This window comes from Pseudomonas sp. GL-B-19, from assembly GCF_019956415.1.
GTDB lineage: Bacteria > Pseudomonadota > Gammaproteobacteria > Pseudomonadales > Pseudomonadaceae > Aquipseudomonas.
Genome location: NZ_JAHBDK010000015.1, coordinates 90,776 through 116,692, shown reverse-complemented (window position 1 = coordinate 116,692; position 25,917 = coordinate 90,776). Strand labels below are relative to the sequence as shown.

The window sequence follows — 25,917 nt, the reverse complement described above, 5'->3', positions numbered from 1 at the left end:
GCGAAGAGGTTGTAACATTCAGCATTGATGTTGACTGTCACACCGCTTTCGCGAGCAGGCTCGCTCCCACATTGTTTTGGGTTGTATGCAAGACTGCGCGCTGCCATTGAGTACCCTGACTTCCATGTCTCAAACCCCTACCGCCCAACCCGCCTACGTGCTCCACAGTCGCGCCTACCGCGAAAACAGCGCGTTGGTCGATTTCCTCACGCCACAAGGTCGGCTGCGGGCGGTGTTGCGCAGTGCGCGGGGTAAGGCCGGGACATTGGCGCGGCCGTTCGTACCCCTGGAAGTCGAGTTCCGGGGGCGCGGTGAATTGAAGAACGTCGGGCGGATGGAAGCCGCCGGTGTTTCAACCTGGCTCAGTGGTGAGGCGCTGTTTAGCGGTCTCTACCTTAATGAACTGCTGATCCGTCTGTTGCCCTCCGAAGACCCGCACCCCGCCGTGTTCGACCACTATGCCGCCACCTTGCTCGCACTGGCCGAAGGCCGTCCGCTGGAGCCGTTGTTGCGCTCTTTCGAATGGCGCTTGCTGGACGACCTCGGTTACGGCTTTGCTCTGACCACGGACATCCACGGCGAGCCCATCGCCCCGGACGGTCTCTACCGTTTGCAGGTGGATGCTGGTCTGGAGCAGGTCTATCTGCTGCAACCCGGACTGTTCAATGGTGCCGAGCTGTTGGCCATGGCCGATGCCGACTGGACTGCGACCGGGGCGTTGTCCGCCGCCAAGCGTCTGATGCGTCAAGCATTGGCTGTGCATCTGGGTGGTCGTCCGTTGGTTTCCCGAGAGTTGTTTCGAAAGCCATAGGGTATGCTGTGCTCCGAACTTTCCCCTCTTCAGGAGCGCTTCCGTGACCACCAGCAATCGCATTCTTCTTGGCGTGAACATCGACCACGTTGCCACCCTGCGTCAGGCCCGGGGCACTCGCTATCCGGATCCGGTCAAGGCAGCACTGGACGCGGAAGAGGCGGGCGCTGACGGCATCACCGTGCATTTGCGCGAAGACCGTCGGCACATCCAGGAACGCGACGTTCTGTTGCTCAAGGACGTGCTGCAAACCCGCATGAACTTCGAAATGGGTGTCACCGAAGAAATGATGGTGTTCGCTGAGCGCATCCGCCCGGCGCACATTTGCCTGGTCCCGGAAACCCGTCAGGAACTGACCACTGAAGGAGGCCTGGACGTGGCAGGGCAGGAAGCGCGGATCAAAGCCGCCGTAGATCGCTTGTCGAAGATTGGTTGTGAAGTCTCGCTGTTCATCGACGCGGATGAGCGGCAGATTGAAGCGTCCCGTCGTGTGGGGGCGCCGGCTATCGAACTGCACACCGGTCGTTACGCCGATGCCGAGACGCCGACGGATGTGGCTGAAGAGCTCAAGCGTGTAGCCGACGGTGTCGCGTTTGGCTTGGCTCAGGGGTTGATCGTCAACGCCGGGCACGGACTGCACTACCACAACGTGGAAGCGGTGGCGGCAATCAAAGGCATCAATGAACTGAACATCGGCCATGCGCTGGTGGCGCATGCGTTGTTTGTCGGCTTCAAGTCGGCGGTGTCTGAAATGAAAGCGCTGATTCTGGCCGCCGCAAAAGACTAAAGCCAACACGAAGCAAATGTGGGAGTGAGCCTGCTCGCGATGGCGGTCTGACATTCAACACTGATGTTGAATGTAATGGCCTCATCGCGAGCAGGCTCGCTCCCACAGTGTATTGGTGGTGGGTTTTAGAGCGGCGCGGGTTCTTGAGCCGGTTTCGACTTGTCGATCCCCGGCACATGCAGATTGCCTTCGGCCACCTGGTCGCCTTCAAGCTGTGGCTGCGTGACCCACGTCAGGATGTCGTAGTAACGACGGATGTTCGCCACGAAATGCACCGGCTCGCCGCCCCGGGCGTAGCCATAACGCGTCTTGCTGTACCACTTTTTCTCTGACAGGCGCGGCAGCATTTTCTTCACGTCCAGCCACTTGTCCGGGTTCAGTCCTTCCTTCGTCGCCAGTTTGCGCGCGTCATCCAGGTGACCGGTGCCGACGTTGTAAGCGGCCAGGGCAAACCAGGTGCGATCCGGCTCCTGAATCGACTCGTCCAGTTGATCCTTGATATAGGCCAGGTACTTGGCCCCACCCATGATGCTTTGCTTGGGGTCGAGGCGGTTGGACACACCCATCGCCTGCGCGGTGTTCTGGGTCAGCATCATCAGGCCGCGCACGCCGGTCTTGGACGTGACCGCCGGTTGCCACAACGATTCCTGATAACCGATGGCGGCCAGCAGGCGCCAGTCGACTTTTTCTTTCTTGGCGTATGACTTGAAGTGCTGTTCGTACTTGGGCAGGCGCTGCTGCAAGTGCTGGGCGAAAGTGGTGGCGCCCATGTAGCCGAGAACGTCGACATGCCCGTAGTAGCGGTCTTTGAGGCGTTGCAGGGTGCCGTTTTTCTGCACCTTGTCGAGGTAGTCGTTGATTTCGTTGAGCAGGCTGTTGTCTTCGCCAGCGGCTACGGCCCAGCTCTGGTTGCTGGCGTCGCCGAGGTCGAAGGCGACCCGTATGTTGGTGAAGTACACCTGGTTCATCGCGACTTCGTTGGAGTCGACGAGGGTCAGATCGATCTGGCCTTCATCGACCATGCGCAGCAGGTCGACGACTTCAACCGCGTCGGATTCTTCATACTCAATGCCCGGGTATTTCTTTTTCAGCTCTGCCAACTGTTCGGCGTGGGTGCTGCCTTTGAGCACCATGATCTTCTTGCCGACCAGATCACCCGCGTCGGTCGGCCGCGATTGGCCGTTGCGGTAGATGATCTGTGGGGTGACTTCCAGGTAGGAGTGAGAAAACCTGACCTGCTTTTTACGTTCTTCGCTGCCAACCAGGCCGGCCGCAGCCAATACCGGGCCGTTAGGCTTGCCAACCTGGCTGTACAGGTCGTCGAGGTTGTCGGCAGTCTCGATCTTGAGTTCCACCCCCAGATCGTCGGCGAAGCGCTTCACCAGTTCGTATTCGAATCCGGTTTCACCGTTGCGATCCTGAAAGTAGGTGGCGGGGCTGTTTCGGGTAACCACGCGCAGCACGCCATCCTCCTTTACGCGCTCCAGTGTGTTGGGTTTATCAACACAGCCATTGAGCAGCAGGAAGAGTCCGGTTGCGATCAGCCATTTGGCGTACCGCGGACGCAAAGCCGTTGGGGAAAACATCTGCGCAGTATACGCAAAGGACCACGAGCGCCATATCTCGACAGAGAAGGGCTTGTCTGCTAGGCAATTGAAAAGCTCTCCAGAGCCCGCAGGAATGGGCCTTGACAGCATTTTTTGAGCGGAAAAAATAACCCTTTTTGAGTGCCGTTTTCAGGCCCGGATCTGCGGTCCGCCACCCAGGTGCAGCCGCCTGTACCGTTTCGGGTGATGTCGCGGGCGGTTTAGGCTAGAATGCACGGCCTCAAAGCACACCCCTCCCGAGGCTGTCCCGAAGATGTTGATCCTGCGCGGCGCTCCTGCCCTTTCTGCCTTTCGCCACAGCAAACTCCTTGAGCAACTGAGCCAGAAGGTCCCGGCTGTCAGCGGCTTGTATGCTGAATTCGCTCACTTCGCCGAAGTTACCGGCGTCCTGACCGGCGACGAACAGCAGGTGCTCGCGCGCCTTCTGAAGTACGGCCCAAGTGTTCCGGTACAAGAGCCGACCGGTCGTCTGTTCCTGGTGTTGCCGCGTTTCGGCACCATCTCGCCGTGGTCCAGTAAAGCGAGCGACATCGCCCGCAACTGTGGCCTGAACAAGATCCAGCGGCTGGAGCGCGGCATCGCGTTCTACGTCGCCGGCCAGTTCAGCGACGCCCAGGCACAGCTGATTTCCGACACCTTGCACGACCGCATGACGCAGATCGTTCTGGCCAACCTTGAACAAGCCGCCGGCCTGTTCAGCCACGCCGAACCGAAGCCGTTGACTGCGATCGACGTGTTGGGTGGCGGCCGCGCCGCGCTGGAAAAAGCCAACACCGAGCTGGGCCTGGCCCTGGCCGAAGACGAAATCGACTACCTGGTCAACGCCTTCGTCGGTTTGAAGCGCAACCCGCACGACATCGAACTGATGATGTTCGCCCAGGCGAACTCCGAGCACTGCCGTCACAAGATCTTCAACGCCAGTTGGGACATCGACGGTCAGAGCCAGGAAAAAAGCCTGTTCGGCATGATCAAGAACACCTACGTGATGCACAGCGAAGGCGTTCTGTCGGCTTATAAGGACAACGCTTCGGTGATCGTCGGTAACGTTGCCGGTCGTTTCTTCCCGGACCCTGAAACCCGCCAGTACGGCGCGGTGCAGGAACCGGTGCACATTCTGATGAAAGTCGAAACCCACAACCACCCGACCGCGATTGCCCCGTTCCCGGGCGCATCCACCGGCAGTGGCGGTGAGATTCGTGACGAAGGCGCGACCGGCCGTGGTGCCAAGCCAAAGGCTGGCCTGACCGGTTTCACCGTGTCCAACCTGCAAATCCCGGGCTTCGAACAGCCGTGGGAAGTGCCGTACGGCAAGCCTGAGCGCATCGTGACCGCGCTGGACATCATGATCGAAGGCCCACTGGGTGGCGCCGCGTTCAACAACGAATTCGGTCGTCCGGCCCTGACCGGTTATTTCCGTACCTTCGAACAGTCGATCACCACCCCGCGTGGCGACGAAGTTCGCGGTTACCACAAGCCGATCATGCTGGCCGGCGGCATGGGTAACATCCGTGCCGAACACGTACAGAAAGGCGAGATCACCGTCGGCTCCAAGCTGATCGTGCTGGGCGGCCCGGCGATGCTGATCGGTCTGGGCGGCGGCGCCGCTTCCTCCATGGCCACCGGCACCAGCTCGGCGGACCTGGACTTTGCATCCGTACAGCGCGAAAACCCTGAGATGGAACGCCGCTGTCAGGAAGTCATCGACCGTTGCTGGCAACTGGGTGAAAACAACCCGATCAGCTTCATCCACGACGTGGGTGCGGGCGGTCTGTCCAACGCCTTCCCGGAACTGGTCAACGACGGCAACCGTGGTGGCCGCTTTGAACTGCGCAACATTCCAAACGACGAGCCGGGCATGGCCCCGCACGAAATCTGGAGTAACGAATCCCAAGAGCGCTACGTTCTGGCCGTCGGTCCGGCTGACTTCGAACGCTTCCAGGCGATCTGCGAGCGCGAGCGTTGCCCGTTCGCCGTGGTTGGCGAAGCCACTGCCGAGCCGCAACTGACGGTCACCGACAGTCACTTCGGCAACAGCCCGGTGGACATGCCGCTGGAAGTGCTGCTGGGCAAAGCCCCGCGCATGCACCGTTCGGCCGTTCGCGAAAACGAACTGGGCGATGACTTCGATCCGTCGACGCTTGAGATTGCAGATTGCGTAGAGCGCGTTCTGCATCACCCGGCCGTGGCGAGCAAAAGCTTCCTGATCACCATCGGCGACCGCACCATCACCGGCCTCGTGGCCCGTGACCAAATGGTCGGCCCGTGGCAGGTTCCGGTAGCCGACGTTGCCGTCACCGCCACCAGTTTCGACGTGTACACCGGTGAAGCCATGGCCATGGGCGAGCGTACTCCGCTGGCCCTGCTGGACGCCCCGGCGTCGGGCCGCATGGCCATCGGCGAAACCCTGACCAACATCGCCGCTTCGCGCATCAACAAGATCTCCGACATCAAACTGTCGGCGAACTGGATGTCCGCTGCCGGTCATCCGGGTGAAGACGCGCGTCTGTACGACACCGTGAAAGCGGTCGGCATGGAGCTGTGCCCTGAGCTGGGCATCACCATTCCGGTGGGCAAGGACTCCATGTCCATGGCCACGCGCTGGAACGACGAAGGCGTCGACAAGACCGTGACCTCGCCGATGTCCCTGATCGTGACCGGTTTCGCGCCAGTGGCTGACATCCGTCAGACCCTGACCCCGGAACTGCGCATGGACAAGGGCACCACCGACCTGATCCTGATCGATCTGGGCCGTGGTCAAAACCGCATGGGCGCCTCGATCCTGGCCCAGGTGCACGGCAAGCTCGGCTCGCAAGCGCCGGACGTTGATGATTCCGAAGACCTCAAAGCCTTCTTCGCCGTGATCCAGGGCCTGAACGCCGACGGTCACCTGCTGGCGTACCACGACCGTTCCGACGGTGGTCTGCTGACCAGCGTGGTGGAAATGGCCTTCGCCGGTCACTGCGGTCTGAGCCTGAACCTCGACGGTCTCGCGGAAACCTCCGCCGACATCGCCGCGATTCTGTTCAACGAAGAACTGGGCGCCGTGATTCAGGTTCGTCAGGACTCCACGCCGGACATCCTCGCGCAATTCAGCGCTGCCGGTTTGGGCGAGTGCGTGTCGGTGATCGGTCAGCCGATGAACAACGGCCAGATCAACATCACCTTCAACGGCGAAACCGTATTCGAAGGTCAGCGTCGTCTGCTGCAGCGTCAGTGGGCTGAAACCAGCTACCAGATCCAGCGTCTGCGTGACAACGCCGACTGCGCCGAACAAGAGTTCGACGTGCTGCTGGAAGAAGACAACCCGGGTCTGAGCGTCAAGCTCAGCTTCGACGTCAACCAGGACGTCGCCGCGCCTTACATCAAAAAAGGCATCCGCCCACAGGTTGCCGTACTGCGTGAGCAGGGCGTCAACGGTCAGGTGGAAATGGCGGCCGCGTTCGATCGCGCCGGTTTCAACGCAATCGACGTGCACATGAGCGACATTCTGGCCGGCCGTGTCGACCTGAACGAGTTCAAAGGTCTGGTGGCGTGCGGTGGTTTCTCCTACGGCGACGTACTCGGTGCCGGCGAAGGCTGGGCCAAGTCCGCGCTGTTCAACAGCCGTGCTCGCGATGCGTTCCAGGGTTTCTTCGAACGTAACGACAGCTTCACCCTCGGTGTGTGCAACGGTTGCCAGATGATGTCCAACCTGCACGAGCTGATTCCGGGCAGCGAGTTCTGGCCGCACTTCGTGCGTAACCGCTCCGAGCAGTTCGAAGCGCGCGTGGCGATGGTGCAGGTCCAGGAGTCGAATTCGATCTTCCTGCAAGGCATGGCCGGTTCGCGTATGCCAATCGCCATCGCTCACGGCGAAGGTCATGCCGAGTTCGCCAGCGAAGAAGCGTTGCTGGAAGCCGATCTGTCGGGTTGCGTGGCGATGCGTTTCGTCGACAACCACGGCAAGGTCACTGAAAAATACCCGGCCAACCCGAACGGCTCGCCGCGCGGGATCACCGGTTTGACCAGCCGCGACGGTCGCGTAACGATCATGATGCCGCACCCGGAACGTGTGTTCCGCGCCGTGCAGAACTCGTGGCGTTCGGAAGACTGGAACGAAGACGCGCCGTGGATGCGTATGTTCCGTAATGCTCGAGTCTGGGTAAACTAAAAGCGGGTTAACTAAGCGCTGTGTACAAGCTCAGTTTTTTTGTTCCGGCCAGTCATGTGGAACAGGTCAAGAGTGCCGTATTCGCCGCTGGTGGCGGACGGATCGGCGCTTACGATAATTGCGCCTGGCAAGTGCTCGGCCTCGGCCAGTTTCGCCCGTTGGACGGCAGTCAGCCGTTTATTGGTGAAGCGGGGCAGGTCGAACAGGTTGAGGAATGGAAGGTTGAGCTGGTGGTCAGCGATGAGTTGATTCGGGCGGTGGTGGTGGCTCTGAAAGAGAGTCATCCCTATGAGACGCCGGCTTATGAGGTGTGGCGGTTGGAGGATTTTTGATCTTCTGGCTGCTGAAATGAGAAACCCGCTGAATTTGCGTTCAGCGGGTTTTTTGTTGGCTGCGATGGCGGCCTTTGGGCCGACCATGCTGTTGTTTTTGGGGTACATATCCGTTGCTGCGGTAACGGCCACTTAGGGTTTCGCCCTTACGGCGCCTCACTTTTTTTTCAAACGCCAAAAAAAAGTAAGCAAAAAAAGGCTCGCCCCGAGCGTCCGGCCCCTCGCCAGGGCTCGGCGTTCCTTCGCTCCGGTATCCATCCGGGGACACTGCCCTCCGGTCGGCTTCGCTTCGACCTACATGCAGCGTGTTCGACTGCGTCGAACGGCGCTACGCGCCACTCCCCGGATGAACACCTCCACTCAGCCTCCCGAAGGGGCGGGTGGATCAAGATCAAAAGCTGCAGGCGAGCTAACGCTCGGCCTGATGAGTGGTGAGGAGCGGCGGGTGTACACCGATCAACTGTAGGAGCTGGCTTGCCAGCGAAGGCGGCCTGACAGCCAACCAATCTCCAGCAGATGTACACCATTCCACTGTAGGAGCTGGCTTGCCAGCGAAGACTGACTATCAGGCGCCAACGATTTAAACCTTGGCACTCACCTCACTACGATTCACCAGCGCTTCCAGTGCATCGCTCAAATTCGCGGCTTTGTCTCCAATCAGCAGATGCCAAACCCCACCCTCCAACTGACTGACACCCAGACACCCCAGCGCCTTCAAATCACACTCCGACAGCGACTTACCATCCGCCAGTTGCAGCCGGATCCGGGTCATGGCGATGCAGTCCATCTGCAATACGTTCTCGCCGCCCCCTAACGCATTCAGCCATTGCTGCGCTTCCGGAATGGCTACCGCAGCAGGTTTCGGCGCATCGATCACATCAGCAGGAGAAGACACAATGGCGCGTCCCAACGCCGGCATCGCCAAGCGGATCTCATCTGCAATGCTGTCCGCCATCGGTCCGACCACCACCTGCAAACTCCCGCCTTTACCTGGACGCACAACCGCCATCGCCCCCAGCGCTTTCAACTCGGCATCGTTTGCCTGGTTGCGATCCACCATGTCCAGTCGCAACCGTGTCGTGCAGGCGCCGACTGTGATCAAATTCTGCGCTCCACCCAGCGCCTTGATATACGCCCCGGCCCGTTCGTTTTCAGTGACCACGACCTTCTCGCCAGCAGACACCTCTTCACGTCCTGGCGTCTTGAGGTTGAAGCGGCGAATGCAGAAGTCGAACACCACGTAGTAGATCACCGCATAGGCCAGTCCGACGGGCACCACCAACCAGCCATTGGTGGACTTGCCCCAGCCGAGAATCATGTCTATGAAACCGCCGGAGAAGGTGAACCCCAGATGGATGTTCAGCGCATTGGTGATCGCCATCGACAGGCCCGTCAGCAGCGCATGCAATAAAAAGAGCAATGGCGCGAGGAACATGAAAGCGAATTCGACGGGTTCAGTCACACCGGTAAGGAACGAGGTGAGCGCCATTGACAGGAAAATCCCGCCCATGACCTTGCGCCGTTCCGGCAGGGCGTTGCGGTACATCGCCAGGCACGCGGCGGGCAGGCCGAAGAGCATCATCGGGAACATGCCGGTGGTGAATTGGCCGCCCTTGGGGTCGCCGGCAAAGTAGCGTGAGATATCGCCGGTCACCAGTGCACCCGTGGTCGGGTCGGTGAAGTTACCGAAGACGAACCACGCCATGTTGTTGATGATGTGATGCAGGCCAGTGACGATCAGCAGGCGGTTGAGCACACCGAAGACGAAAGCTCCGATGCTGCCGCTTTCCATCAGCAGGGCGCCGAAGCTGTTGATACCTTGCTGGATCGGCGGCCAGATCAGACCGAACACCACGCCAAGCCCGACAGCGGCAAACCCGGTAACAATCGGCACAAAGCGCCGGCCACCGAAGAATGCCAGATACTCCGGCAGCTTGATGTCCTTGAAGCGGTTGTACAGCGCACCGGCCATCAAACCGCTGACGATCCCGGCAAGCATGCCCATGTTGATGCTCGCATCCAGCACCTTGAGGGTGGAGATCATCACCAGGTAACCAATCACCCCGGCCAAGCCTGCGGTGCCGTTGTTGTCCTTGGCGAAACCGACCGCGATGCCGATGGCGAAGATCATCGCCAGATTGGCGAATATCACCTGGCCGGCATCGTGGATGATCGCGATGTTCAGCAAATCGGTATCGCCCAGGCGCAGCAGCAATCCGGCAATAGGCAGGATCGCGATCGGCAGCATCAGTGCGCGGCCGAGGCGCTGCAGGCCCTCGATGAAAAGTTGGTACATGGCGGTTTTCCCTGTGTTCTTTTTGTTTTAGAGCTGTAGTTGTTCTTCAGCTCAGAGGCCATTGCTGATGACAGGCGTGACGCACGGCCGCCGCGCTGCTCAACTTGAGCAGGTCGTGGCTGATGCGTCGGCATTCATTGGCGTCCAAATGACGGACCCGGTCTTTGATTTCACCGATTTGCACCGGGCTGACCGACAACTCGCGCACGCCCAGGCCAATCAATACAGGCGTGGCCAGCGGGTCGGAGGCGAGTGCGCCGCAGACGCCGACCCAGCGGTGATGCGCTGCCGCCCCGGCGCAGGTTTGCGCAATCAGTCGCAGCAGCGCCGGATGCAGGGCGTCGACGCGCGAAGCGAGGCCGGCGTGGTCGCGATCCATGGCCAGGGTGTACTGGGACAAATCGTTGGTACCGATGGACAGGAAGTCCGCGTGTTCTGCCAACTGCTCGGCCAGCAATGCCGCGGCCGGGACTTCGATCATCACCCCCAGTTCCGGTCGCTCACTGACACCGAGCTCAGAACACAGCGCATCAAGGCGTCGACGGATGTGCAGCAGTTCGTCGACCTCAGTGACCATCGGCAACAGAATGCGACAACGCGACAGCGGGCTGATGTGCAGCAGCGCACGCAATTGCTGATCGAGTAATTCCGGGCGGACCTGAGCGAGGCGAATACCGCGCAGGCCAAGCACCGGATTGGCCTCGGCCGGCAAGGGCAAATAGTCGAGTTGCTTGTCGCCGCCGACATCGATGGTGCGGATGATCACCGACTTGTTGCCCATGGCATCGAGCACGGCTTGATAGGCGATCCGTTGTTCTTCTTCGTCCGGCGCGGTGTGGCGGTCGACAAACAGAAACTCGGTTCGCAGCAGACCGACGCCATCGGCGCCATTGGCCAGCGCGTCGGCGGCTTCAGCGCTGGACGCAACATTGGCGGCCACTTCGATCTGTACACCGTCGCGGGTCAACGCCGGGGTATGGGCCTGAGCCTGTTGCTCGGCGCGACGTTGTTGATGATCGAGCTGTGCCTGGCGCACTTGAGCCAGGCGTTCGGTGGTCGGCGCCAGTTCGAGGCGACCGCCATCGGCGTCCAGCACCATCGCCTGGCCTTGCGGTTGCGCAAGCAATGTCGAACCCAGCGCCACCATGCAGGGCAGACCTTTGCCGCGGGCAAGAATCGCCACGTGGGACGTCGCGCCGCCCTCGGCCATGCACAACCCGGCGACGCCTTGCTGGCTCAGTTGCAACAGATCGGACGGGGTCAGTTCATGCGCGGCGACGATGGCGCCCGCCGGTACGTCGTAATGCCAGGTTTCGCCGAGCAAGGCGCGCAACACGCGTTGTTTGAGGTCGCGCAGATCGTTGGCGCGTTCGGCCAGCAACGGGCTGCCCAGTTGTTGGAGAACCTCGCACTGTGCCTCGATCGATTGGCTCCAGGCGTGAGTCGCTGCCTTGCCTTGGGCGATGGATGTGTTCGCCACGTCCAGCAGTGCCGGGTCTTCGAGCAGGGCGAGGTGCGCGGCGAAGATCGCTTCTTCGTCAGTGTTCTTGTTCTTCTTTGCCTGGGCCCGCGTGTGGTCGATGTCGTTGCGAACGACATTCAGCGCAGTCTCGAGGGCTAGCAGTTGTTGCTCGGAATCGTGGTGGCCGGCGTCCACCGGCAGGCTGATCGCGTTCAACCGGAACAACGGCCCGGCGACCAACCCTGGTGCGGCGCAAACACCGTGCAGCACGCCGGCTTCGGGCGCTCGATGGCGCTGGACACTCGGTGTGGGAGCGCCTGCGTGGTTGTCTTCGGCCAGCGCCGTGGACAAGGCCAGCAGCAACGCTTGCAGTGCCGCTTCGGCATCCGGTCCCCGGCTGCTGACTTGCACTTCGTCCTGTTCGCCGACGGCCAGTGCCATCAAGCCGATCAAGCTGTCACAGCTCGCCGATTTGCCGGCGAAATGCAGCTGCGATTTACTTTTGAAGCCTTGTGCCGTTTGCCGGATCAGCGCCGCTGGCCGGGCATGCAAACCACCCCGATGGGCGATGCACACGTGGCCGACGATTTCTTCGCCCGAGGGCACCGCGTCAGCCTGCGCACCGGGTGCCACTCGGCGAATGATGTGCAGCAGCGGCTCGCCGACCTTCACCGATTTGAGGGTGATCGGCCGCGCTTGAAAATCCTCGCTGTTGGTCAGGATCATCAGGCTGACCAGGCTTTTGCACTGCTGCGCAACCTTGTCCAGGTCATAGCGCAACAGCGGCTGGCCATTGCTGACTCGCGCGCCTTCCTTGACCAGCATCGAGAAGCCTTTGCCCTGCAACTCGACCGTGTCGAGACCCAGATGCAGCAGCAGTTCGGCGCCGTTGTCGGCGCGCAAGGTGATCGCGTGTCCGGTCCGGGCCACATGGACCACCACGCCGGCGCAGGGTGCATGAAGGGTGTCGTTCAGCGGGTCGATGGCGATCCCGTCGCCCATGGCGCCGCTGGCGAACACCGGGTCCGGGACTCTGGCGAGCGTGAGCACCGGGCCGCTGAGCGGGGCGCTGAGGGTCAGCTCTTTATTGTTGTTATGCATGGCTCGGTCTCATTAAAAAACAACAGTTCGGATCAACTGGCCCTGTAGCAGCTGTCGAGTGCAACGAGGCTGCGATCGGTTCAAAGCAGGATCAAAAGATCGCAGCCTCGTTACACTCGACAGCTGCTACGGGGTAATTCGTTTGCCGTTCGATTAGTGCGTGCGCGTGACTTTGCTCAAGTGCCGGGGATGATCCGGGTCCATTCCACGGGCGACCGCTAAACCGGCTGCCATGACATAGAAGCTCTGGATCGCCAGGATCGGATCAAGGGCCAGGTGTTCGGCGCGGGTCAGGGTGAGGTCGCGTTCGGCGATGTCATCGGGCGCTGCCAGCAACACCCGGGCACCGCGTTGGCGCATGTCAGCGGCGAGGCTCAACAAGCTGGCCTGCTCGGCACCGCGTGGGGCGAAGATCAGCAGTGGATAGTTTTCGTCGATCAATGCCATCGGGCCGTGGCGGACTTCGGCGCTGCTGAACGCTTCAGCCTGAATCGCCGAGGTCTCCTTGAACTTCAGCGCAGCTTCCTGGGCGATTGCGAAACCGGCGCCACGACCGATCACCATCAGGCGCTGGCAGTCGCGCAGGGCGTCGATGGCTGCGCTCCAGTCCTGCTGCGCCGCATCACGCAGACCTTCCGGCAGGGCGTTGCTCGCTTCCAGCATTTCGACATCGTCTTTCCAATGCGCGATCAGGCGGGCACTGGCGCTAAGCGTCGCGATAAAACTTTTGGTCGCGGCGACGCTGCTTTCGGTGCCAGCCAACAGCGGCAGGCTGAATTCACACGCCGCTTCCAATGGCGAACCTTCGGCGTTGACCATGGAAATGCTCAACGCGCCGCGCTTGCGCAGCAGGCGCAGGCTGTTCACCAGGTCAGGACTTTGTCCGGACTGCGAGAAGGCGAACGCCACTTGGCCACTGACCTTCAACGGCGCTTGCTGCATGGTCACTACCGACATCGGCAACGACGCCACCGGAATGCCCAGCAGTTGCATGGTCAGGTAAGCGAAGTAACTGGCGGCATGATCGGAGCTGCCGCGCGCGACGGTCATGACCACTTGCGGCGGCTGACGACGCAGGCGTCCGGCGATCTCGATCATCTGTGGGTCGAGCTGTTGCAGTTGGGCTTGCACGGCCTCAAACGAGGACAGCGCCTCTTCAAGCATTTTTGAAGTCAATGTCTTCTCCTTCGACCATGACGGCGGTCAGTGTGAGTGAGCGATCCAGCCGTACGCAGTCGGCCCAGCTGCCGGGGGTGAGGCGGCCGCGTTCTTGAAGGCCGAGGTAATCGGCGGGGAATTGAGAAAGACGCTGCGAGGCTTCGCTGATCGGCAAACCGATTTTCACCAGATTGCGCAATGCCTGATCCATGGTCAGGGTGCTGCCGGCCAGCGTGCCGTCGGGCAAGCGCACACCGCCCAGACATTTGGTCACGGTGTGGCTGCCGAGTTTGTATTCACCGTCCGGCATGCCAGCGGCGGCGGTGGAATCGGTGACGCAATACAGGCAAGGGATCGAGCGCAGGGCCACGCGGATTGCGCCGGGGTGTACGTGGAGCAAGTCCGGGATCAGCTCGGCGTATTTGGCGTGGGCCAGCGCCGCGCCGACAATGCCCGGCTCACGGTGATGCAACGGGCTCATGGCGTTATAGAGATGAGTGAAACTGCTGGCGCCGGCCGCCAGCGCAGCGACGCCTTCCTCGTAACTGCCGAGGGTATGGCCGATCTGCATGCGCACGCCGCGAGCGCTGAGGGCGCGGATCAGAGCGTCATGCCCCGCGATTTCCGGGGCAATTGTGATCACCCGGATGGGTGCCAGCGCCAGGTATTCTTCGACCTCAGCCATCAATGCGGTGTGGGCGAAGTTCGGCTGGGCGCCGAGTTTGCCGGGGTTGATGTACGGGCCTTCGAGGTGCACACCGAGTACGCGGGCGCTGCCGGTCGGGCGCTGCTCACAGAACTCGCCGACCGCTTTGAGCACGCTGGAAATCTCTTCGCTCGGCGCGGTCATGGTGGTCGCCAGCAGCGACGTCGTGCCGAAGCGCACATGGGTTCTGGTAATGGTCTCGAAAGCACTTGCGCCTTCCATGATGTCTTTGCCACCGCCGCCATGTACGTGCAGGTCGATGAAACCCGGCAGCAGGTAAGGCAAATCGTTTTCGCACGGATCGCAGGGCACACCTTCGATCGACACGACTTTACCGTGCTCGTGAATCAGCCGGCCGCGAACCCAGCCGTGGGTTGTGAGGATGTTGTCTTCGGACATGATCAGCTCTCTCGTTTAGCGGCGCAGCTCTGCCACAAAGTCGTAGTAATCGTTGCGGCAATAGGTATCGGTGACTTCGATGGGGGTGTTGTCTTCCAGGTAGCCGACCCGGGTCATCAGCAGCATGGCGGTGCCGGGGGCGATGCCGACCAAAGAGGCGAACTCGTCCGAGGCGTTGATCGCCTGGATGTGTTGCAACGCGCGCACGACCGGTTTGCCGATGCCATCAAGGTATTCGTAGAGGGAGTCGCCCACGGCTTGCGGCTTGGGAATGATCGATGCGGGCAGGGTGCTCATCTCGATGGCCATTACCGTGTCGTCGGCTTTGCGCAGGCGTTTGAGGCGCGCGACCTTGTCGTTGGGCGAGAGACCCAGGCGAATCAGTTCTTCGTGGGTCGGCGGGGTGATCTCACGTTCCAGCCATTGCGAGCCGGGAACGAAGCCTTTGAGCCGGAGCATTTCGCTGAAGCCCGAGAGCCGTGACAGTGGTTGTTCCAGGCGAGGGGTAATGAAGGTGCCGGAACCTTGATTGCGACGGATCAGGCCTTGCTCGAACAGGACTTCCAGCGCTTTGCGTGCGGTGACGCGGGAGATGCCCAGCAATTCACTAAGATTGCGCTCCGAGGGCATCGCTTGCTCGGCTTTCCATTGGCCGGCATGGATCGCGGCTTCCAGATTACGCGCCAGTTGCAGGTACAACGGCGTGGGTTGGGTGTCGTCAGGGCGTAGGGCCTGGAGGTCGTTCATGTAGTTTTGGTCCGATGCGGATGTAGGATTGTTGTCGCCCGGTTGTGGGGCGAAACTAATACCACTTAAATACCATGTCAATGCCAGTACTTTGCTGTAGGCGTGCACAAGCCCGTCCTGATGAGCGGGCTTATAGGGTGGTGGATTGAAGTGGTATTAATGATGGGGGTTTTGAACGCAAAGATCGCAGTCTGCGGTGACGCTTGCGCGGGGAATTGGTATCACCCCGGCAGGCGTAGTCACAGGCTGCGAACTTTTGAAATTATTTTTTTGCTGGCGACCGAAGGTAGCGATTCAGATCATTCCCACGCGGAGCGCGGGAACGATCATTGCCGGGTGTTACGGGCGGATTTCAATCATCGTGCCGTCCGGCACCAGGTTCCAGACTTCGCGCATGTCCATGTTGCGCATGGCGATGCAGCCGTCGGTCCAGTCCAGGGTGTGGAACAGGTTTTCAGGGTTTTCCTCGGTGTCCGGCGTACCGTGGATCATGATCATGCCTCCGGGTTCGACACCCTCTCGGCGCGAACGGGCGGAGTCGCTGATGTTCGGGTAGGAGATGTGCATCGCCAGATTGAAGCGGTCGCTGACCTTGCGCCAGTCCACCCAATAGAGGCCTTCAGGCGTGCGTTTGTCACCCTCCATCAGTTTTGGGCCTTGGGGATGCTTGCCCAAGGATATGCGATAGGTCTTGAGCGGTTTGCCGTCATTGATCAATTGCAATTGGTGGGCGGATTTCAAGATCAGGATTTTTTCGATGGCTCCGCCATTCAGGGTTTCCGCAACGGAAGCCTGTGACATGGCAATGAACGACAAGCAAAACACGGCAAGCAACCAGCGCATTGAAACGATATCCCTAGAGGTGTCGGCTATTTTAGTTATAGATGTTTTAAGTGATGGCATGCTGAGCCAGCGGCGGGATCGATTCGGACCGCACGGGATAGACCTCGGTCCTCCGGTCAGCAAAGAAGCATTCTAGGGTACGGCCCACCGTGCGGAAAGCCAGGTCGGACCAAGGGATGTCGGCTTCTTCGAAAAGCTGCACTTCCAGGCTTTCGGGCCCGGCTGAAAAGTCCAGGTCCACAAGCTCTGCGCGAAAGAATACGTGCACCTGGCTGATGTGTGGCACGTCGATCAACGTATAGATACTCAGGTTGCGTACCCGGGCGCAGGCTTCTTCGGCGGTTTCGCGGATGGCCGCCTGCTCGATGGTTTCACCGTTTTCCATGAAACCGGCAGGCAGGGTCCAGTAACCGAGCCGCGGCTCGATGGCGCGTCGACACAGCAACACTTTCGAGCCCCAGGTTGCAACACAACCGGCGACGATGTTGGGGTTCTGGTAGTGAATCGTATGGCAGCTGTCGCAGACAAATCGCAGGCGCGAATCGCCTTCTGGAATGCGCTGGGTCACCGGGTTGCCGCACTGACTGCAAAATTTCATGCTTGGGTTCCTGAATGCTGCGCCTATCTTGGCGTGCGGCGGTGTCTGTCGGCAAGTTGTCGTTTAGCGACATGCAGTGGTTATGGGGTTGGGCGGTCGGTTCGATTGGTGCATGATGCATAGGGTCTGTTGACGTTTGCTGGCGAGCCGCGTTGGCGCGCAACGCGGCTCGCCAGCAAACGTCAACAGACCCTACGGCTAATAAATCGAGAAGTCTCATGCTGGACGAGCTACTGCATCGAGTAAGCAACCACACTCCACGCACACTGGAAACCGACAAACGTTTCCCTGAAGCCGCGGTATTGGTGCCCATCACTCGCAGTGATGAACCGGAACTGGTTCTGACCCTGCGCGCCAGCGGGCTCTCGACCCATGGTGGTGAAGTGGCCTTTCCCGGCGGTCGACGCGATCCCGAGGACCCTGACCTGATTTTCACCGCGCTACGTGAGGCCGAAGAAGAAATCGGCCTGCCGCCAGGTCTGGTTGAAGTGATCGGCCCGCTTAGCCCGCTGATCTCATTGCACGGCATCAAGGTCACGCCTTATGTCGGGGTGATTCCGGATTTTGTAGAGTATCGGGCCAACGATGCCGAGATAGCTGCCGTCTTTAGTGTGCCGCTGGAATTCTTCCGCAAGGACCCGCGCGAACACACCCATCGCATCGATTACCAGGGCCGTAGCTGGTACGTGCCAAGTTACCGTTATGGTGAATTCAAAATCTGGGGCCTGACGGCGATTATGATCGTCGAGTTGATCAACCTGCTCTATGACGCGAAAATCAGCCTGCATCAACCGCCCAAGAGTTTTATCAACATCTGAAGCCATCGTTCGTATGGCGTGAACCGTGCTGTGTATGAGCCTGCCTGGCCTTGAGGACAACAAGAATGAAATATCGCCTGGGCGACGCCCGCGTCGAAACCCATCCGCAGAGCTGGGTCGCACCCAATGCTGTGCTGGTGGGCAAGGTCAAACTGGAAGAGGGCGCCAATGTCTGGTTCAACGCCGTGCTGCGGGGCGATAACGAACTGATCCTGATCGGCAAGAACAGCAATGTTCAGGACGGCACGGTGATGCACACCGACATGGGCTACCCGCTGACCATCGGCACCGGCGTGACCATTGGCCATAACGCCATGCTGCATGGTTGCACCGTGGGTGATTACAGCTTGATCGGTATAAACGCGGTCATTCTGAACGGCGCGAAAATTGGCAAAAACTGCATCATCGGCGCCAATTCGCTGATTGGCGAGGGCAAGGAGATTCCCGATGGTTCGCTGGTCATGGGCTCGCCGGGGAAAGTGGTGCGTGAACTGACTGAGCCGCAGAAAAAGATGCTGGAGGCCAGTGCCGCTCACTATGTGCATAACTCGCAGCGCTATGCCCGTGATCTGGTCGAGCAGGAAGAATGAACACCACTGAACGACCGGTGCCATCGCCCTGTGTGAATATTTGCGCATTGGATGACGATGACATTTGCACCGGGTGTCAGCGCACGGTGGAAGAGATTACCCGTTGGAGCCGAATGGACAACGAAGAGCGCCGTAAGGTGTTGGGGTTGTGTCATGAGCGTGCAAAATCCAGCGGGTTGATCTGGATGATCGGAGCAAAATCGGATAAATGAGGTGCGGCCTTCGCGAGCAGGCTCGCTCCCACATTGACTGATGTTGTCCATATCATGTGTGAGCAACACTGAACTAATGTGGGAGCGAGCCTGCTCGCGAAGAGGCCATCACTGCCACCTCCGCTCTTGGTCCATCCTGTCTCCTGAAGTACCCTGTGCGCCAAATTGACAGGTATCCCCACGGCCCATGCTCTTCCTGATCGCCTACATCAGCAGCGTCGTGCTGATCAACTACGCCTTTTCCACCGCCCCGCACCTCGACATCATCTGGTCGGCCTGGGGTGGTCTGGTGTTCGTGCTCCGCGACATGGTGCAGACCCGCTTCGGCCACGGCGCCATCGCAGCTATGCTGGCCGCGTTGGTGTTGTCCTACGTCACCTCCGATCCGTCCATCGCGTTGGCCAGCGCCACGGCGTTCGCGGTGTCCGAGTGCATCGACTGGCTGGTGTTCAGCATCACCAAACGCCCGTTGCATGATCGTCTGTGGATAAGTTCGGCGCTGAGCATTCCCCTCGATACCTTCATCTTCTTCGGCATGATCGACGCCTTCACCCCCGGTGTGATCCTCACTGCCATGGGCTCGAAGTTCGCTGGCGTGACCGCCGTGTGGCTGATCATGGCCTGGCGCTTGCGCAAACAGGCCCTCGTCAGCTGAAGCCAAACCCTCTGGTTCATGTAAAATGCCGCGCTTTCTCCCCATGGGAAGCGCGCTTCCCTCGATGATCCGCTTCTTGAGGACCTGAGATGACCCGTATCGGAACTCCATTGTCGCCAACCGCGACCCGCGTATTGCTGTGTGGCTGTGGTGAGTTGGGCAAGGAAGTGGTGATCGAGCTGCAACGCCTGGGCGTTGAAGTAATTGCCGTGGATCGTTACGCCAACGCGCCGGCCATGCAAGTCGCACATCGCAGCCACGTGATCAACATGCTCGATGGCGCTGCCCTGCGTGCAGTGATCGAAGCCGAGAAACCGCACTTCATCGTGCCGGAAATCGAAGCCATCGCCACCGCCACCCTGGTCGAACTGGAAGCTGAAGGCTTCACCGTGATTCCGACCGCGCGGGCTGCACAACTGACCATGAACCGCGAAGGCATCCGTCGCCTGGCCGCCGAAGAGCTGGACCTGCCGACCTCGCCGTACCACTTCGCCGACACCTTTGAGGATTACAGCAAAGCGGTCGAAGACCTCGGCTTCCCGTGCGTGGTCAAGCCGGTGATGAGTTCCTCGGGCAAAGGTCAGAGCCTGTTGCGTAGCACTGATGACGTCAAAACTGCGTGGGACTATGCGCAAGAGGGCGGTCGCGCCGGTAAAGGGCGTGTGATCATCGAAGGCTTCATCGACTTCGATTACGAAATCACCCTGCTGACAGTGCGTCATGTCGGCGGCACCACGTTCTGTGCGCCGGTCGGTCACCGTCAGGAGAAGGGCGATTATCAGGAATCCTGGCAGCCACAAGCCATGAGTCCGATTGCTTTGGCTGAGTCCGAGCGCGTGGCCAAAGCTGTCACCGAGGCGTTGGGCGGTCGTGGTTTGTTTGGCGTCGAGTTGTTCATCAAAGGTGATCAGGTGTGGTTCAGCGAAGTCTCGCCGCGCCCGCATGACACTGGCCTGGTGACCCTGATTTCTCAGGACCTGTCGCAGTTCGCGCTGCACGCGCGGGCGATTCTGGGGCTGCCGATTCCGTTGATCCGCCAGTTCGGGCCTTCGGCTTCAGCGGTAATTCTGGTGGAAGGACAGTCGACCCAGACCGTTTTCGCCAACCTGGGTGCTGCGTTGAGCGAGCCGGACACGGCGTTGCGTCTGTTTGGCAAGCCAGAGGTGAATGGTCAGCGCCGGATGGGTGTGGCGTTGGCGCGGGATGAGTCGATTGAATTGGCTCGCGCCAAGGCTACCCGCGCTTCTCAGGCTGTCGTGGTAGAGCTGTAACCGAGGCGCGGCTATCGCGGGCAAACTCGCTCCCACATTGAATCGCATTCTTTCTGTTGGAACGCGGTCCCCTGTGGGAGCGAGCTTGCTCGCGATGGCGGCCTGTCAGGCAACCCGATTCAAATCGTTGTGACGCGTCTCCTTCAGGCACAGCACCGCAATCAGGCTCAGCACCGCCGCCGCCGACACATACCCCCCGACATAACTCAAACCACCCATCGCCACCAGTTTCTGCGCAAAGAACGGCGCCGCCGAGGCACCGACGATCCCACCCAGGTTGTAGGCCGCCGACGCACCGGTATAGCGAACGTGAGTCGGAAACAGCTCCGGCAGCAGCGCACCCATCGGTGCAAACGTCACGCCCATCAGAAACAGTTCGATGCACAGAAACAGCGCCACACCCCAGGTCGAGCCGTGAGTCAGCAGCGGTTCCATCAAGAATCCGGACAGAATCGCTAACACGCCACCGATGATCAGCACCGGTTTGCGCCCGTAACGGTCGCTGGCCCACGCCGACAATGGCGTTGCGGCGGCCATGAACAGCACCGCGAAGCACAGTAAGGCGAGGAAGGTTTCACGGGTGTAACCGAGGGTCGACACGCCATAGCTCAGCGAAAACACCGTCGAGATATAGAACAGCGCATAGCACACCACCATCGAGCCAGCGCCCAGCAGCATCGGTGCCCAGTATTGGCTGAACAGCTCGACCAGCGGGATTTTCACCCGTTCCTGACGGGCCATGGCATTGGCGAACACCGGGGTTTCGTGGAGCTTGAGGCGCACGTACAACCCGACCATCACCAGTACGGCGCTGAGCAGGAATGGAATTCGCCAGCCCCATGAGCGGAACTGCTCGTCGTTCAGGGTCATGGCCAAGGTCAGGAACAGGCCGTTTGCCGCCAGAAAGCCAATCGAAGGACCAAGCTGCGGGAACATGCCGAACCAGGCGCGCTTACCTTTGGGCGCGTTTTCCGTGGCCAGCAGCGCCGCACCACCCCATTCACCGCCCAGCCCCAAGCCTTGGCCGAAGCGCAGCACGCAAAGCAGGATCGGCGCCCAGGCGCCAATGCTGTCGTAGCCCGGCAATACGCCGATCAGCGTGGTGCAGACGCCCATCAGCAGCAGCGAGGCGACGAGAGTCGATTTTCGCCCGATGCGGTCACCGAAGTGGCCGAACAGTGCAGAACCCAGCGGCCGCGCAAGAAAGGCGATGCCGAAGGTGAGAAACGCCGACAACATTTGGGCGGTACCGGAGGTCTGCGGAAAGAACACCGGCCCGATCACCAACGCTGCTGCGGTGGCGTATACGTAGAAGTCGTAAAACTCGATGGCGGTGCCGATGAAACTCGCGGTGGCCACCCGGGTGGCGGAGTTCGTCGGTTGCGCGGGCGTGGTTTCGGTATAAGTCGTGCTGGTCGTCATGCGGTTATCCCTGACAGTCATGTGCCCCAGTGGAGCGAATTATTATGGTCGAACACCCAGGGATGTGGGTTTTGCAGCGGAGTGCGGGTAGCACTGGAGTGAGGCGGGGCTTGGGTAAGCGCCCCGATTATAGGAAGGTGCCTAACGATTGAACAAGGGGCTTATATGACCACTGGAACTGAGCTGGTATGCCAGATCAGCACCCGCGTGACGCGGTTGTCTTCCGTTTCCAGAATCTCCAGACGATAGCGACCGATCTTCAGGCATACCGCGCTGTCCGGAATCGTCTCAAGGGCTTCGGTCACCAACCCGTTAAGGGTTTTCGGGCCATCGCTGGGCAGATGCCAGCCCAGGCTTTTGTTCAGTTCGCGAATCGACGCCGCACCCTCGATCACCAGACGTCCGTCGGCCTGAGGATGGATGTGCGGGTTGTCCAGGCTGTGCTGGCTTTCGAATTCGCCGACGATTTCTTCAAGAATGTCTTCCAGGGTGACGATACCAAGCACTTCACCGTACTCGTCGACCACCATGCCCAAACGCCGCTGCTGCTTGTGAAAATTCAGCAATTGCAGCTGCAATGGAGTGCTTTCCGGGACGAAATAAGGGTCATGGCTGGCCGCCCGCAGCGCTTCCATCGTCAGGCTGGCATCGGGCAGCAAGTGACGGATGTATCGGGTGTTGAGGACCGCTTCGACCTGGTTGATGTCACTGTGGAATACCGGCAGACGCGTGCGTTTGTTGTGGCGCAACTGCTCGATGATTTCTTCAATCGGGTCGTCGAGGTTGATGCCGTCGACGTCACTGCGCGGCACCAGAATGTCGTTGACCGTGATGTTGTCCAGCGCGTGGATGCCGGACAGTGGGTGCGGGCGGCAGACGCTATGGTCGTGATCGTCGTTTCGATCCGTCGGTGTTTCGTCTTCGCTCTGCTGCACCACTTTGACTTTGCGGGCGAACGGTCGCATCAGCAACTGGCTGAGGCCATTGAGCAGCCAGGCGGCCGGGTAGATGATTTTCAGTGGTGCGCCGAGCAAGGTGTTGCCCAGGTTCAGCACCGCGTCAGGGTAGCGAGAGGCGAGGGTGCGTGGCAGGTAGTCGGCGAACACCAGGAGAGCGGCGCCGGCGCCGGCGCAGGCGACCCATGGACCGTTGCCCGCCCAGGTGAAAATCGCCAGCAAGGTGCTGATGACCATCACCAGCGCACGGCACAGGGTATTGCAGAAGATCAGACTGTTGAGTGGAAAGCTCAGCTTCGCCACCGGCTTGTCGCTCGAGCGCGAGGCAGTCCGCTGGGCCAGCAACTGCTGTTGTGCCACTTCGATGGCGGTAAACAGCCCCGACCATAAAATCAGCAGGGCCAATACCGCGAGCATCGGCCCTAGGGGCAAGTCGTCCATTAATGCCGCTCGTCAGATATGCAGGATGTATTCACGAACCAGCTTGCTGCCGAAATACGCCAGCATCAGCAGGCAGAAACCGGCCAGGGTCCAGCGAATTGCCTTGTGTCCGCGCCAGCCGAGACGGTTACGGCCCCACAGCAGCACACTGAAGACAATCCAGGCCAGGCACGCCAGCAAGGTTTTATGCACCAGGTGCTGGGCGAACAGGTTGTCGACAAACAGCCAGCCGGAGATCAATGACAACGATAGCAGGGTCCAGCCGGCCCACAGGAAACCGAACAGCAGGCTTTCCATGGTTTGCAGCGGCGGGAAGTTCCTGATCAGCCCTGAGGGATGTTTGTGCTTGAGTTGATGGTCCTGAACCAGCAGTAACAAGGACTGGAACGCCGCAATGGTGAACATGCCGTAAGCGAGGATCGACAGCAGGATATGGGCGAGGATGCCTGGTTCTTCGTCGATGATCTGTACGGTGCCGGCCGGGGCGAACTGCGCCAACAGTACGGTCGTGGCCCCCAGCGGGAACAGCAATATCAGCAGGTTTTCCACCGGGATCCGCGAGCAGGCCAGCAGGGTCAGCGCGATGACTGCGGCGGCAATCAGACTGGCGGCGCTGAAAAAGTCCAGGCCCAGGCCGATCGGCGTCAGCAGGTAGGTGAACAGGCTGGCGCTGTGAGCCAGGACAGCCAGCACGCCGAGCGTGACCAGCAGGCGCTTGTTCGCCTTGGCGCCGGTGGCCAGACGAGAGCCCTGATAAAGAGTCGCAGCGGCATATAAGCAGGCGGCGGCGAGAGTGGTAAGCAAACTGGGTGACAAGGGGAGCATAAATCCTGTTAGGCAAGCCCGAAAGGCGCTGAGTTTGGCATAGAACCCCCGCTGCACGAAAGTGTGAGGTGTCCGCCAGACGCAGTCTTCGCTATAATCCGCGACCTGCCCACGCCGCAGGCTCGCCGAGCACATGTTTATTCCGGTCTGGGCCGCCATTATCCCGGTCTACACAGGGCCTGAAAGGATCGCGCAATGTTTGAAAACTTAACCGACCGTCTCTCGCAGACGCTGCGCCATGTCACCGGCAAGGCCAAGCTGACCGAAGACAACATCAAAGACACCCTGCGTGAAGTGCGCATGGCGTTGCTCGAAGCCGACGTCGCCTTGCCAGTGGTCAAAGACTTCGTCAATTCGGTCAAGGAACGCGCTGTCGGCACCGAGGTGTCGCGCAGCCTGACGCCGGGCCAGGCCTTTGTGAAGATCGTCCAGGCCGAGCTCGAAAGCCTGATGGGCGCGGCCAACGAAGACCTGAACCTGAGCGCCGTTCCACCTGCCGTGATCCTGATGGCCGGTTTGCAGGGTGCGGGTAAAACCACCACCGCCGGCAAGCTTGCGCGCTTCCTTAAAGAGCGCAAGAAGAAGTCGGTCATGGTCGTGTCGGCGGACGTTTACCGTCCAGCGGCCATCAAACAGCTGGAAATGCTCGCCGGTGAAGTCGGTGTTACCTTCTTCCCGTCTGACCTGAGTCAGAAGCCGGTCGACATCGCGCAAGCGGCTATTAAAGAAGCAAAACTGAAATTCATCGACGTGGTCATCGTCGATACCGCCGGTCGTTTGCACATCGACGAAGAGATGATGGGCGAGATCAAGGCGCTGCATGCCGCGATCAATCCGATCGAAACCCTGTTCGTGGTTGACGCCATGACCGGCCAGGACGCCGCCAACACCGCCAAGGCGTTTGGTGATGCGCTGCCGCTGACCGGCGTGATCCTGACCAAGGTCGACGGCGATGCCCGTGGCGGTGCCGCCCTGTCTGTTCGCGCCATCACCGGCAAGCCGATCAAGTTCATCGGTATGGGCGAGAAGAGCGAAGCGCTCGATCCGTTCCACCCTGAGCGTATTGCTTCGCGCATCCTCGGCATGGGCGACGTCCTTAGCCTGATCGAGCAAGCCGAAGCGACCCTCGACAAAGACAAGGCCGACAAACTGGCCAAGAAACTGAAGAAGGGCAAGGGCTTCGACCTCGAAGACTTCCGCGATCAGTTGCAACAAATGAAGAACATGGGCGGCCTCGGCGGGCTCATGGACAAACTGCCGAACATGGGCGGTGTGAACCTGGCGCAGATGGGCAATGCCCAGGGTGCGGCAGAAAAGCAATTCAAGCAGATGGAAGCCATTATCAACTCCATGACCCCGGCCGAGCGCCGCGACCCTGAGATGATCAGCGGTTCGCGCAAGCGCCGGATCGCCATGGGTTCCGGCACTCAGGTGCAGGACATCGGTCGCTTGATCAAGCAGCACAAGCAGATGCAGAAGATGATGAAGAAATTCTCCGCCAAAGGCGGAATGGCCAAAATGATGCGCGGCATGGGCGGTATGTTGCCCGGCGGCGGCATGCCGAAAATGTAAAGAATCCGCGCCGCCAGTGATGTCGGCGCAGTACCACAGCAATGTGGGATCTCCAGCAAACCCGCACTTGGCGGGAGCTGACTGGCCGTTTTCAACGACGGCTCTATAGCAAATCTGGATGGCGTCCGATAGGCCGCCGGAAAAAGACATTTGCAAAA

General features: G+C 60.3%; 21 protein-coding genes. 10 read left to right on the top strand and 11 right to left on the bottom strand.

Annotation, left to right across the window (positions count from 1 at the left end; translation table 11 throughout):
* Positions 1-124: 124 nt before the first annotated feature.
* Positions 125-811 carry a DNA repair protein RecO gene (recO, locus tag KGB06_RS04135; protein ID WP_223512042.1) on the top strand — a complete coding sequence of 229 codons (687 nt, stop codon included), beginning with the start codon at positions 125-127 and terminating at the stop codon, positions 809-811.
* Between the two features lie 43 nt (positions 812-854).
* Complete coding sequence (gene pdxJ / locus KGB06_RS04130; RefSeq protein WP_223512040.1) at positions 855-1,598, top strand: pyridoxine 5'-phosphate synthase; 744 nt, start codon at positions 855-857, stop codon at positions 1,596-1,598.
* Positions 1,599-1,723: 125 nt separating this feature from the next.
* On the opposite strand, the gene mltF is transcribed toward pdxJ, so the two are convergent.
* Positions 1,724-3,184: a membrane-bound lytic murein transglycosylase MltF gene (mltF, locus tag KGB06_RS04125; protein ID WP_223512038.1), complete on the bottom strand. Its 1,461-nt coding sequence runs from the start codon at positions 3,182-3,184 to the stop codon at positions 1,724-1,726.
* Positions 3,185-3,458: 274 nt separating this feature from the next.
* On the opposite strand from mltF, the gene purL reads away from it, so the two are divergent.
* The gene (gene purL / locus KGB06_RS04120) at positions 3,459-7,355 is read left to right on the top strand and encodes a phosphoribosylformylglycinamidine synthase (protein ID WP_223512037.1); all 3,897 of its coding nucleotides are present in this window, start codon (positions 3,459-3,461) and stop codon (positions 7,353-7,355) included.
* A gap of 20 nt (positions 7,356-7,375) precedes the next feature.
* A complete protein-coding gene (locus tag KGB06_RS04115) occupies positions 7,376-7,687 on the top strand; it encodes a YqfO family protein (protein WP_223512036.1) in 312 nt (103 codons plus the stop codon).
* 580 nt (positions 7,688-8,267) lie between these two features.
* Here the strand turns inward: KGB06_RS04115 and nagE are convergent.
* The 7 genes from nagE to KGB06_RS04080 all read right to left on the bottom strand — a co-directional run bounded on the left by nagE (position 8,268) and on the right by KGB06_RS04080 (position 16,997).
* Complete coding sequence (gene nagE, locus KGB06_RS04110; protein ID WP_223512034.1) at positions 8,268-9,983, bottom strand: N-acetylglucosamine-specific PTS transporter subunit IIBC; 1,716 nt, start codon at positions 9,981-9,983, stop codon at positions 8,268-8,270.
* Positions 9,984-10,029: 46 nt separating this feature from the next.
* Positions 10,030-12,546: a phosphoenolpyruvate--protein phosphotransferase gene (gene ptsP / locus KGB06_RS04105; RefSeq protein WP_223512032.1), complete on the bottom strand. Its 2,517-nt coding sequence runs from the start codon at positions 12,544-12,546 to the stop codon at positions 10,030-10,032.
* Positions 12,547-12,699: 153 nt separating this feature from the next.
* Complete coding sequence (locus KGB06_RS04100) at positions 12,700-13,710, bottom strand: SIS domain-containing protein (protein WP_223512074.1); 1,011 nt, start codon at positions 13,708-13,710, stop codon at positions 12,700-12,702.
* The gene (nagA, locus tag KGB06_RS04095; protein ID WP_223512031.1) at positions 13,703-14,809 is read right to left on the bottom strand and encodes an N-acetylglucosamine-6-phosphate deacetylase; all 1,107 of its coding nucleotides are present in this window, start codon (positions 14,807-14,809) and stop codon (positions 13,703-13,705) included. The genes KGB06_RS04100 and nagA overlap by 8 nt, the downstream gene beginning before the upstream one ends.
* A 15-nt stretch (positions 14,810-14,824) precedes the next feature.
* Positions 14,825-15,556 (bottom strand): GntR family transcriptional regulator, encoded by a 732-nt coding sequence (locus KGB06_RS04090; RefSeq protein ID WP_223512030.1) that lies wholly within the window; start codon positions 15,554-15,556, stop codon positions 14,825-14,827.
* 339 nt (positions 15,557-15,895) lie between these two features.
* Positions 15,896-16,399, bottom strand: coding sequence for a murein L,D-transpeptidase family protein (locus KGB06_RS04085; protein ID WP_223512029.1), 504 nt, complete (start codon positions 16,397-16,399; stop codon positions 15,896-15,898).
* Between the two features lie 46 nt (positions 16,400-16,445).
* Positions 16,446-16,997, bottom strand: coding sequence for an NUDIX hydrolase (locus KGB06_RS04080; RefSeq protein WP_223512027.1), 552 nt, complete (start codon positions 16,995-16,997; stop codon positions 16,446-16,448).
* A gap of 218 nt (positions 16,998-17,215) precedes the next feature.
* Here KGB06_RS04080 and KGB06_RS04075 point away from each other — a divergent pair, with 218 nt between their 5' ends.
* From KGB06_RS04075 to purT, 5 genes are all read left to right on the top strand, one after another.
* Positions 17,216-17,815 carry a CoA pyrophosphatase gene (locus KGB06_RS04075; RefSeq protein WP_223512025.1) on the top strand — a complete coding sequence of 200 codons (600 nt, stop codon included), beginning with the start codon at positions 17,216-17,218 and terminating at the stop codon, positions 17,813-17,815.
* A 65-nt stretch (positions 17,816-17,880) separates the two neighbouring features.
* On the top strand, positions 17,881-18,405 hold the full coding sequence (locus tag KGB06_RS04070) for a gamma carbonic anhydrase family protein (protein ID WP_007954617.1): 525 nt from the start codon (positions 17,881-17,883) through the stop codon (positions 18,403-18,405).
* Complete coding sequence (locus KGB06_RS04065; protein ID WP_223512023.1) at positions 18,402-18,617, top strand: DUF1289 domain-containing protein; 216 nt, start codon at positions 18,402-18,404, stop codon at positions 18,615-18,617. The genes KGB06_RS04070 and KGB06_RS04065 overlap by 4 nt, the downstream gene beginning before the upstream one ends.
* A gap of 187 nt (positions 18,618-18,804) precedes the next feature.
* Positions 18,805-19,272 (top strand): VUT family protein, encoded by a 468-nt coding sequence (locus KGB06_RS04060; protein ID WP_223512022.1) that lies wholly within the window; start codon positions 18,805-18,807, stop codon positions 19,270-19,272.
* 89 nt (positions 19,273-19,361) lie between these two features.
* Positions 19,362-20,543: a formate-dependent phosphoribosylglycinamide formyltransferase gene (purT, locus tag KGB06_RS04055; protein WP_223512021.1), complete on the top strand. Its 1,182-nt coding sequence runs from the start codon at positions 19,362-19,364 to the stop codon at positions 20,541-20,543.
* A 105-nt stretch (positions 20,544-20,648) separates the two neighbouring features.
* Here the strand turns inward: purT and KGB06_RS04050 are convergent, their stop codons facing one another.
* The 3 genes from KGB06_RS04050 to KGB06_RS04040 form a co-directional block, all read right to left on the bottom strand.
* On the bottom strand, positions 20,649-21,965 hold the full coding sequence (locus KGB06_RS04050; RefSeq protein ID WP_223512020.1) for an MFS transporter: 1,317 nt from the start codon (positions 21,963-21,965) through the stop codon (positions 20,649-20,651).
* A 161-nt stretch (positions 21,966-22,126) separates the two neighbouring features.
* Positions 22,127-23,362 (bottom strand): transporter associated domain-containing protein, encoded by a 1,236-nt coding sequence (locus KGB06_RS04045; protein WP_223512019.1) that lies wholly within the window; start codon positions 23,360-23,362, stop codon positions 22,127-22,129.
* Between the two features lie 12 nt (positions 23,363-23,374).
* A complete protein-coding gene (locus tag KGB06_RS04040; RefSeq protein WP_223512018.1) occupies positions 23,375-24,187 on the bottom strand; it encodes an inner membrane protein YpjD in 813 nt (270 codons plus the stop codon).
* A gap of 195 nt (positions 24,188-24,382) precedes the next feature.
* On the opposite strand from KGB06_RS04040, the gene ffh reads away from it, so the two are divergent.
* On the top strand, positions 24,383-25,759 hold the full coding sequence (gene ffh / locus KGB06_RS04035) for a signal recognition particle protein (RefSeq protein WP_223512017.1): 1,377 nt from the start codon (positions 24,383-24,385) through the stop codon (positions 25,757-25,759).
* Positions 25,760-25,917 lie beyond the last annotated feature (158 nt).

Coding starts and splice junctions, on each gene's coding strand:
- KGB06_RS04100 (WP_223512074.1), bottom strand. CDS start 13,710: ATGCTTGAAGAGGCGCTGTCCTCGTTTGAGGCCGTGCAAGCCCAACTG.
- KGB06_RS04060 (WP_223512022.1), top strand. CDS start 18,805: ATGCTCTTCCTGATCGCCTACATCAGCAGCGTCGTGCTGATCAACTAC.
- KGB06_RS04050 (WP_223512020.1), bottom strand. CDS start 21,965: ATGACGACCAGCACGACTTATACCGAAACCACGCCCGCGCAACCGACG.
- nagA (WP_223512031.1), bottom strand. CDS start 14,809: ATGTCCGAAGACAACATCCTCACAACCCACGGCTGGGTTCGCGGCCGG.
- KGB06_RS04045 (WP_223512019.1), bottom strand. CDS start 23,362: ATGGACGACTTGCCCCTAGGGCCGATGCTCGCGGTATTGGCCCTGCTG.
- recO (WP_223512042.1), top strand. CDS start 125: ATGTCTCAAACCCCTACCGCCCAACCCGCCTACGTGCTCCACAGTCGC.
- purL (WP_223512037.1), top strand. CDS start 3,459: ATGTTGATCCTGCGCGGCGCTCCTGCCCTTTCTGCCTTTCGCCACAGC.
- KGB06_RS04085 (WP_223512029.1), bottom strand. CDS start 16,399: ATGCGCTGGTTGCTTGCCGTGTTTTGCTTGTCGTTCATTGCCATGTCA.
- KGB06_RS04040 (WP_223512018.1), bottom strand. CDS start 24,187: ATGCTCCCCTTGTCACCCAGTTTGCTTACCACTCTCGCCGCCGCCTGC.
- nagE (WP_223512034.1), bottom strand. CDS start 9,983: ATGTACCAACTTTTCATCGAGGGCCTGCAGCGCCTCGGCCGCGCACTG.
- KGB06_RS04065 (WP_223512023.1), top strand. CDS start 18,402: ATGAACACCACTGAACGACCGGTGCCATCGCCCTGTGTGAATATTTGC.
- KGB06_RS04080 (WP_223512027.1), bottom strand. CDS start 16,997: ATGAAATTTTGCAGTCAGTGCGGCAACCCGGTGACCCAGCGCATTCCA.
- KGB06_RS04090 (WP_223512030.1), bottom strand. CDS start 15,556: ATGAACGACCTCCAGGCCCTACGCCCTGACGACACCCAACCCACGCCG.
- mltF (WP_223512038.1), bottom strand. CDS start 3,184: ATGTTTTCCCCAACGGCTTTGCGTCCGCGGTACGCCAAATGGCTGATC.
- KGB06_RS04075 (WP_223512025.1), top strand. CDS start 17,216: ATGCTGGACGAGCTACTGCATCGAGTAAGCAACCACACTCCACGCACA.
- ffh (WP_223512017.1), top strand. CDS start 24,383: ATGTTTGAAAACTTAACCGACCGTCTCTCGCAGACGCTGCGCCATGTC.
- KGB06_RS04070 (WP_007954617.1), top strand. CDS start 17,881: ATGAAATATCGCCTGGGCGACGCCCGCGTCGAAACCCATCCGCAGAGC.
- ptsP (WP_223512032.1), bottom strand. CDS start 12,546: ATGCATAACAACAATAAAGAGCTGACCCTCAGCGCCCCGCTCAGCGGC.
- purT (WP_223512021.1), top strand. CDS start 19,362: ATGACCCGTATCGGAACTCCATTGTCGCCAACCGCGACCCGCGTATTG.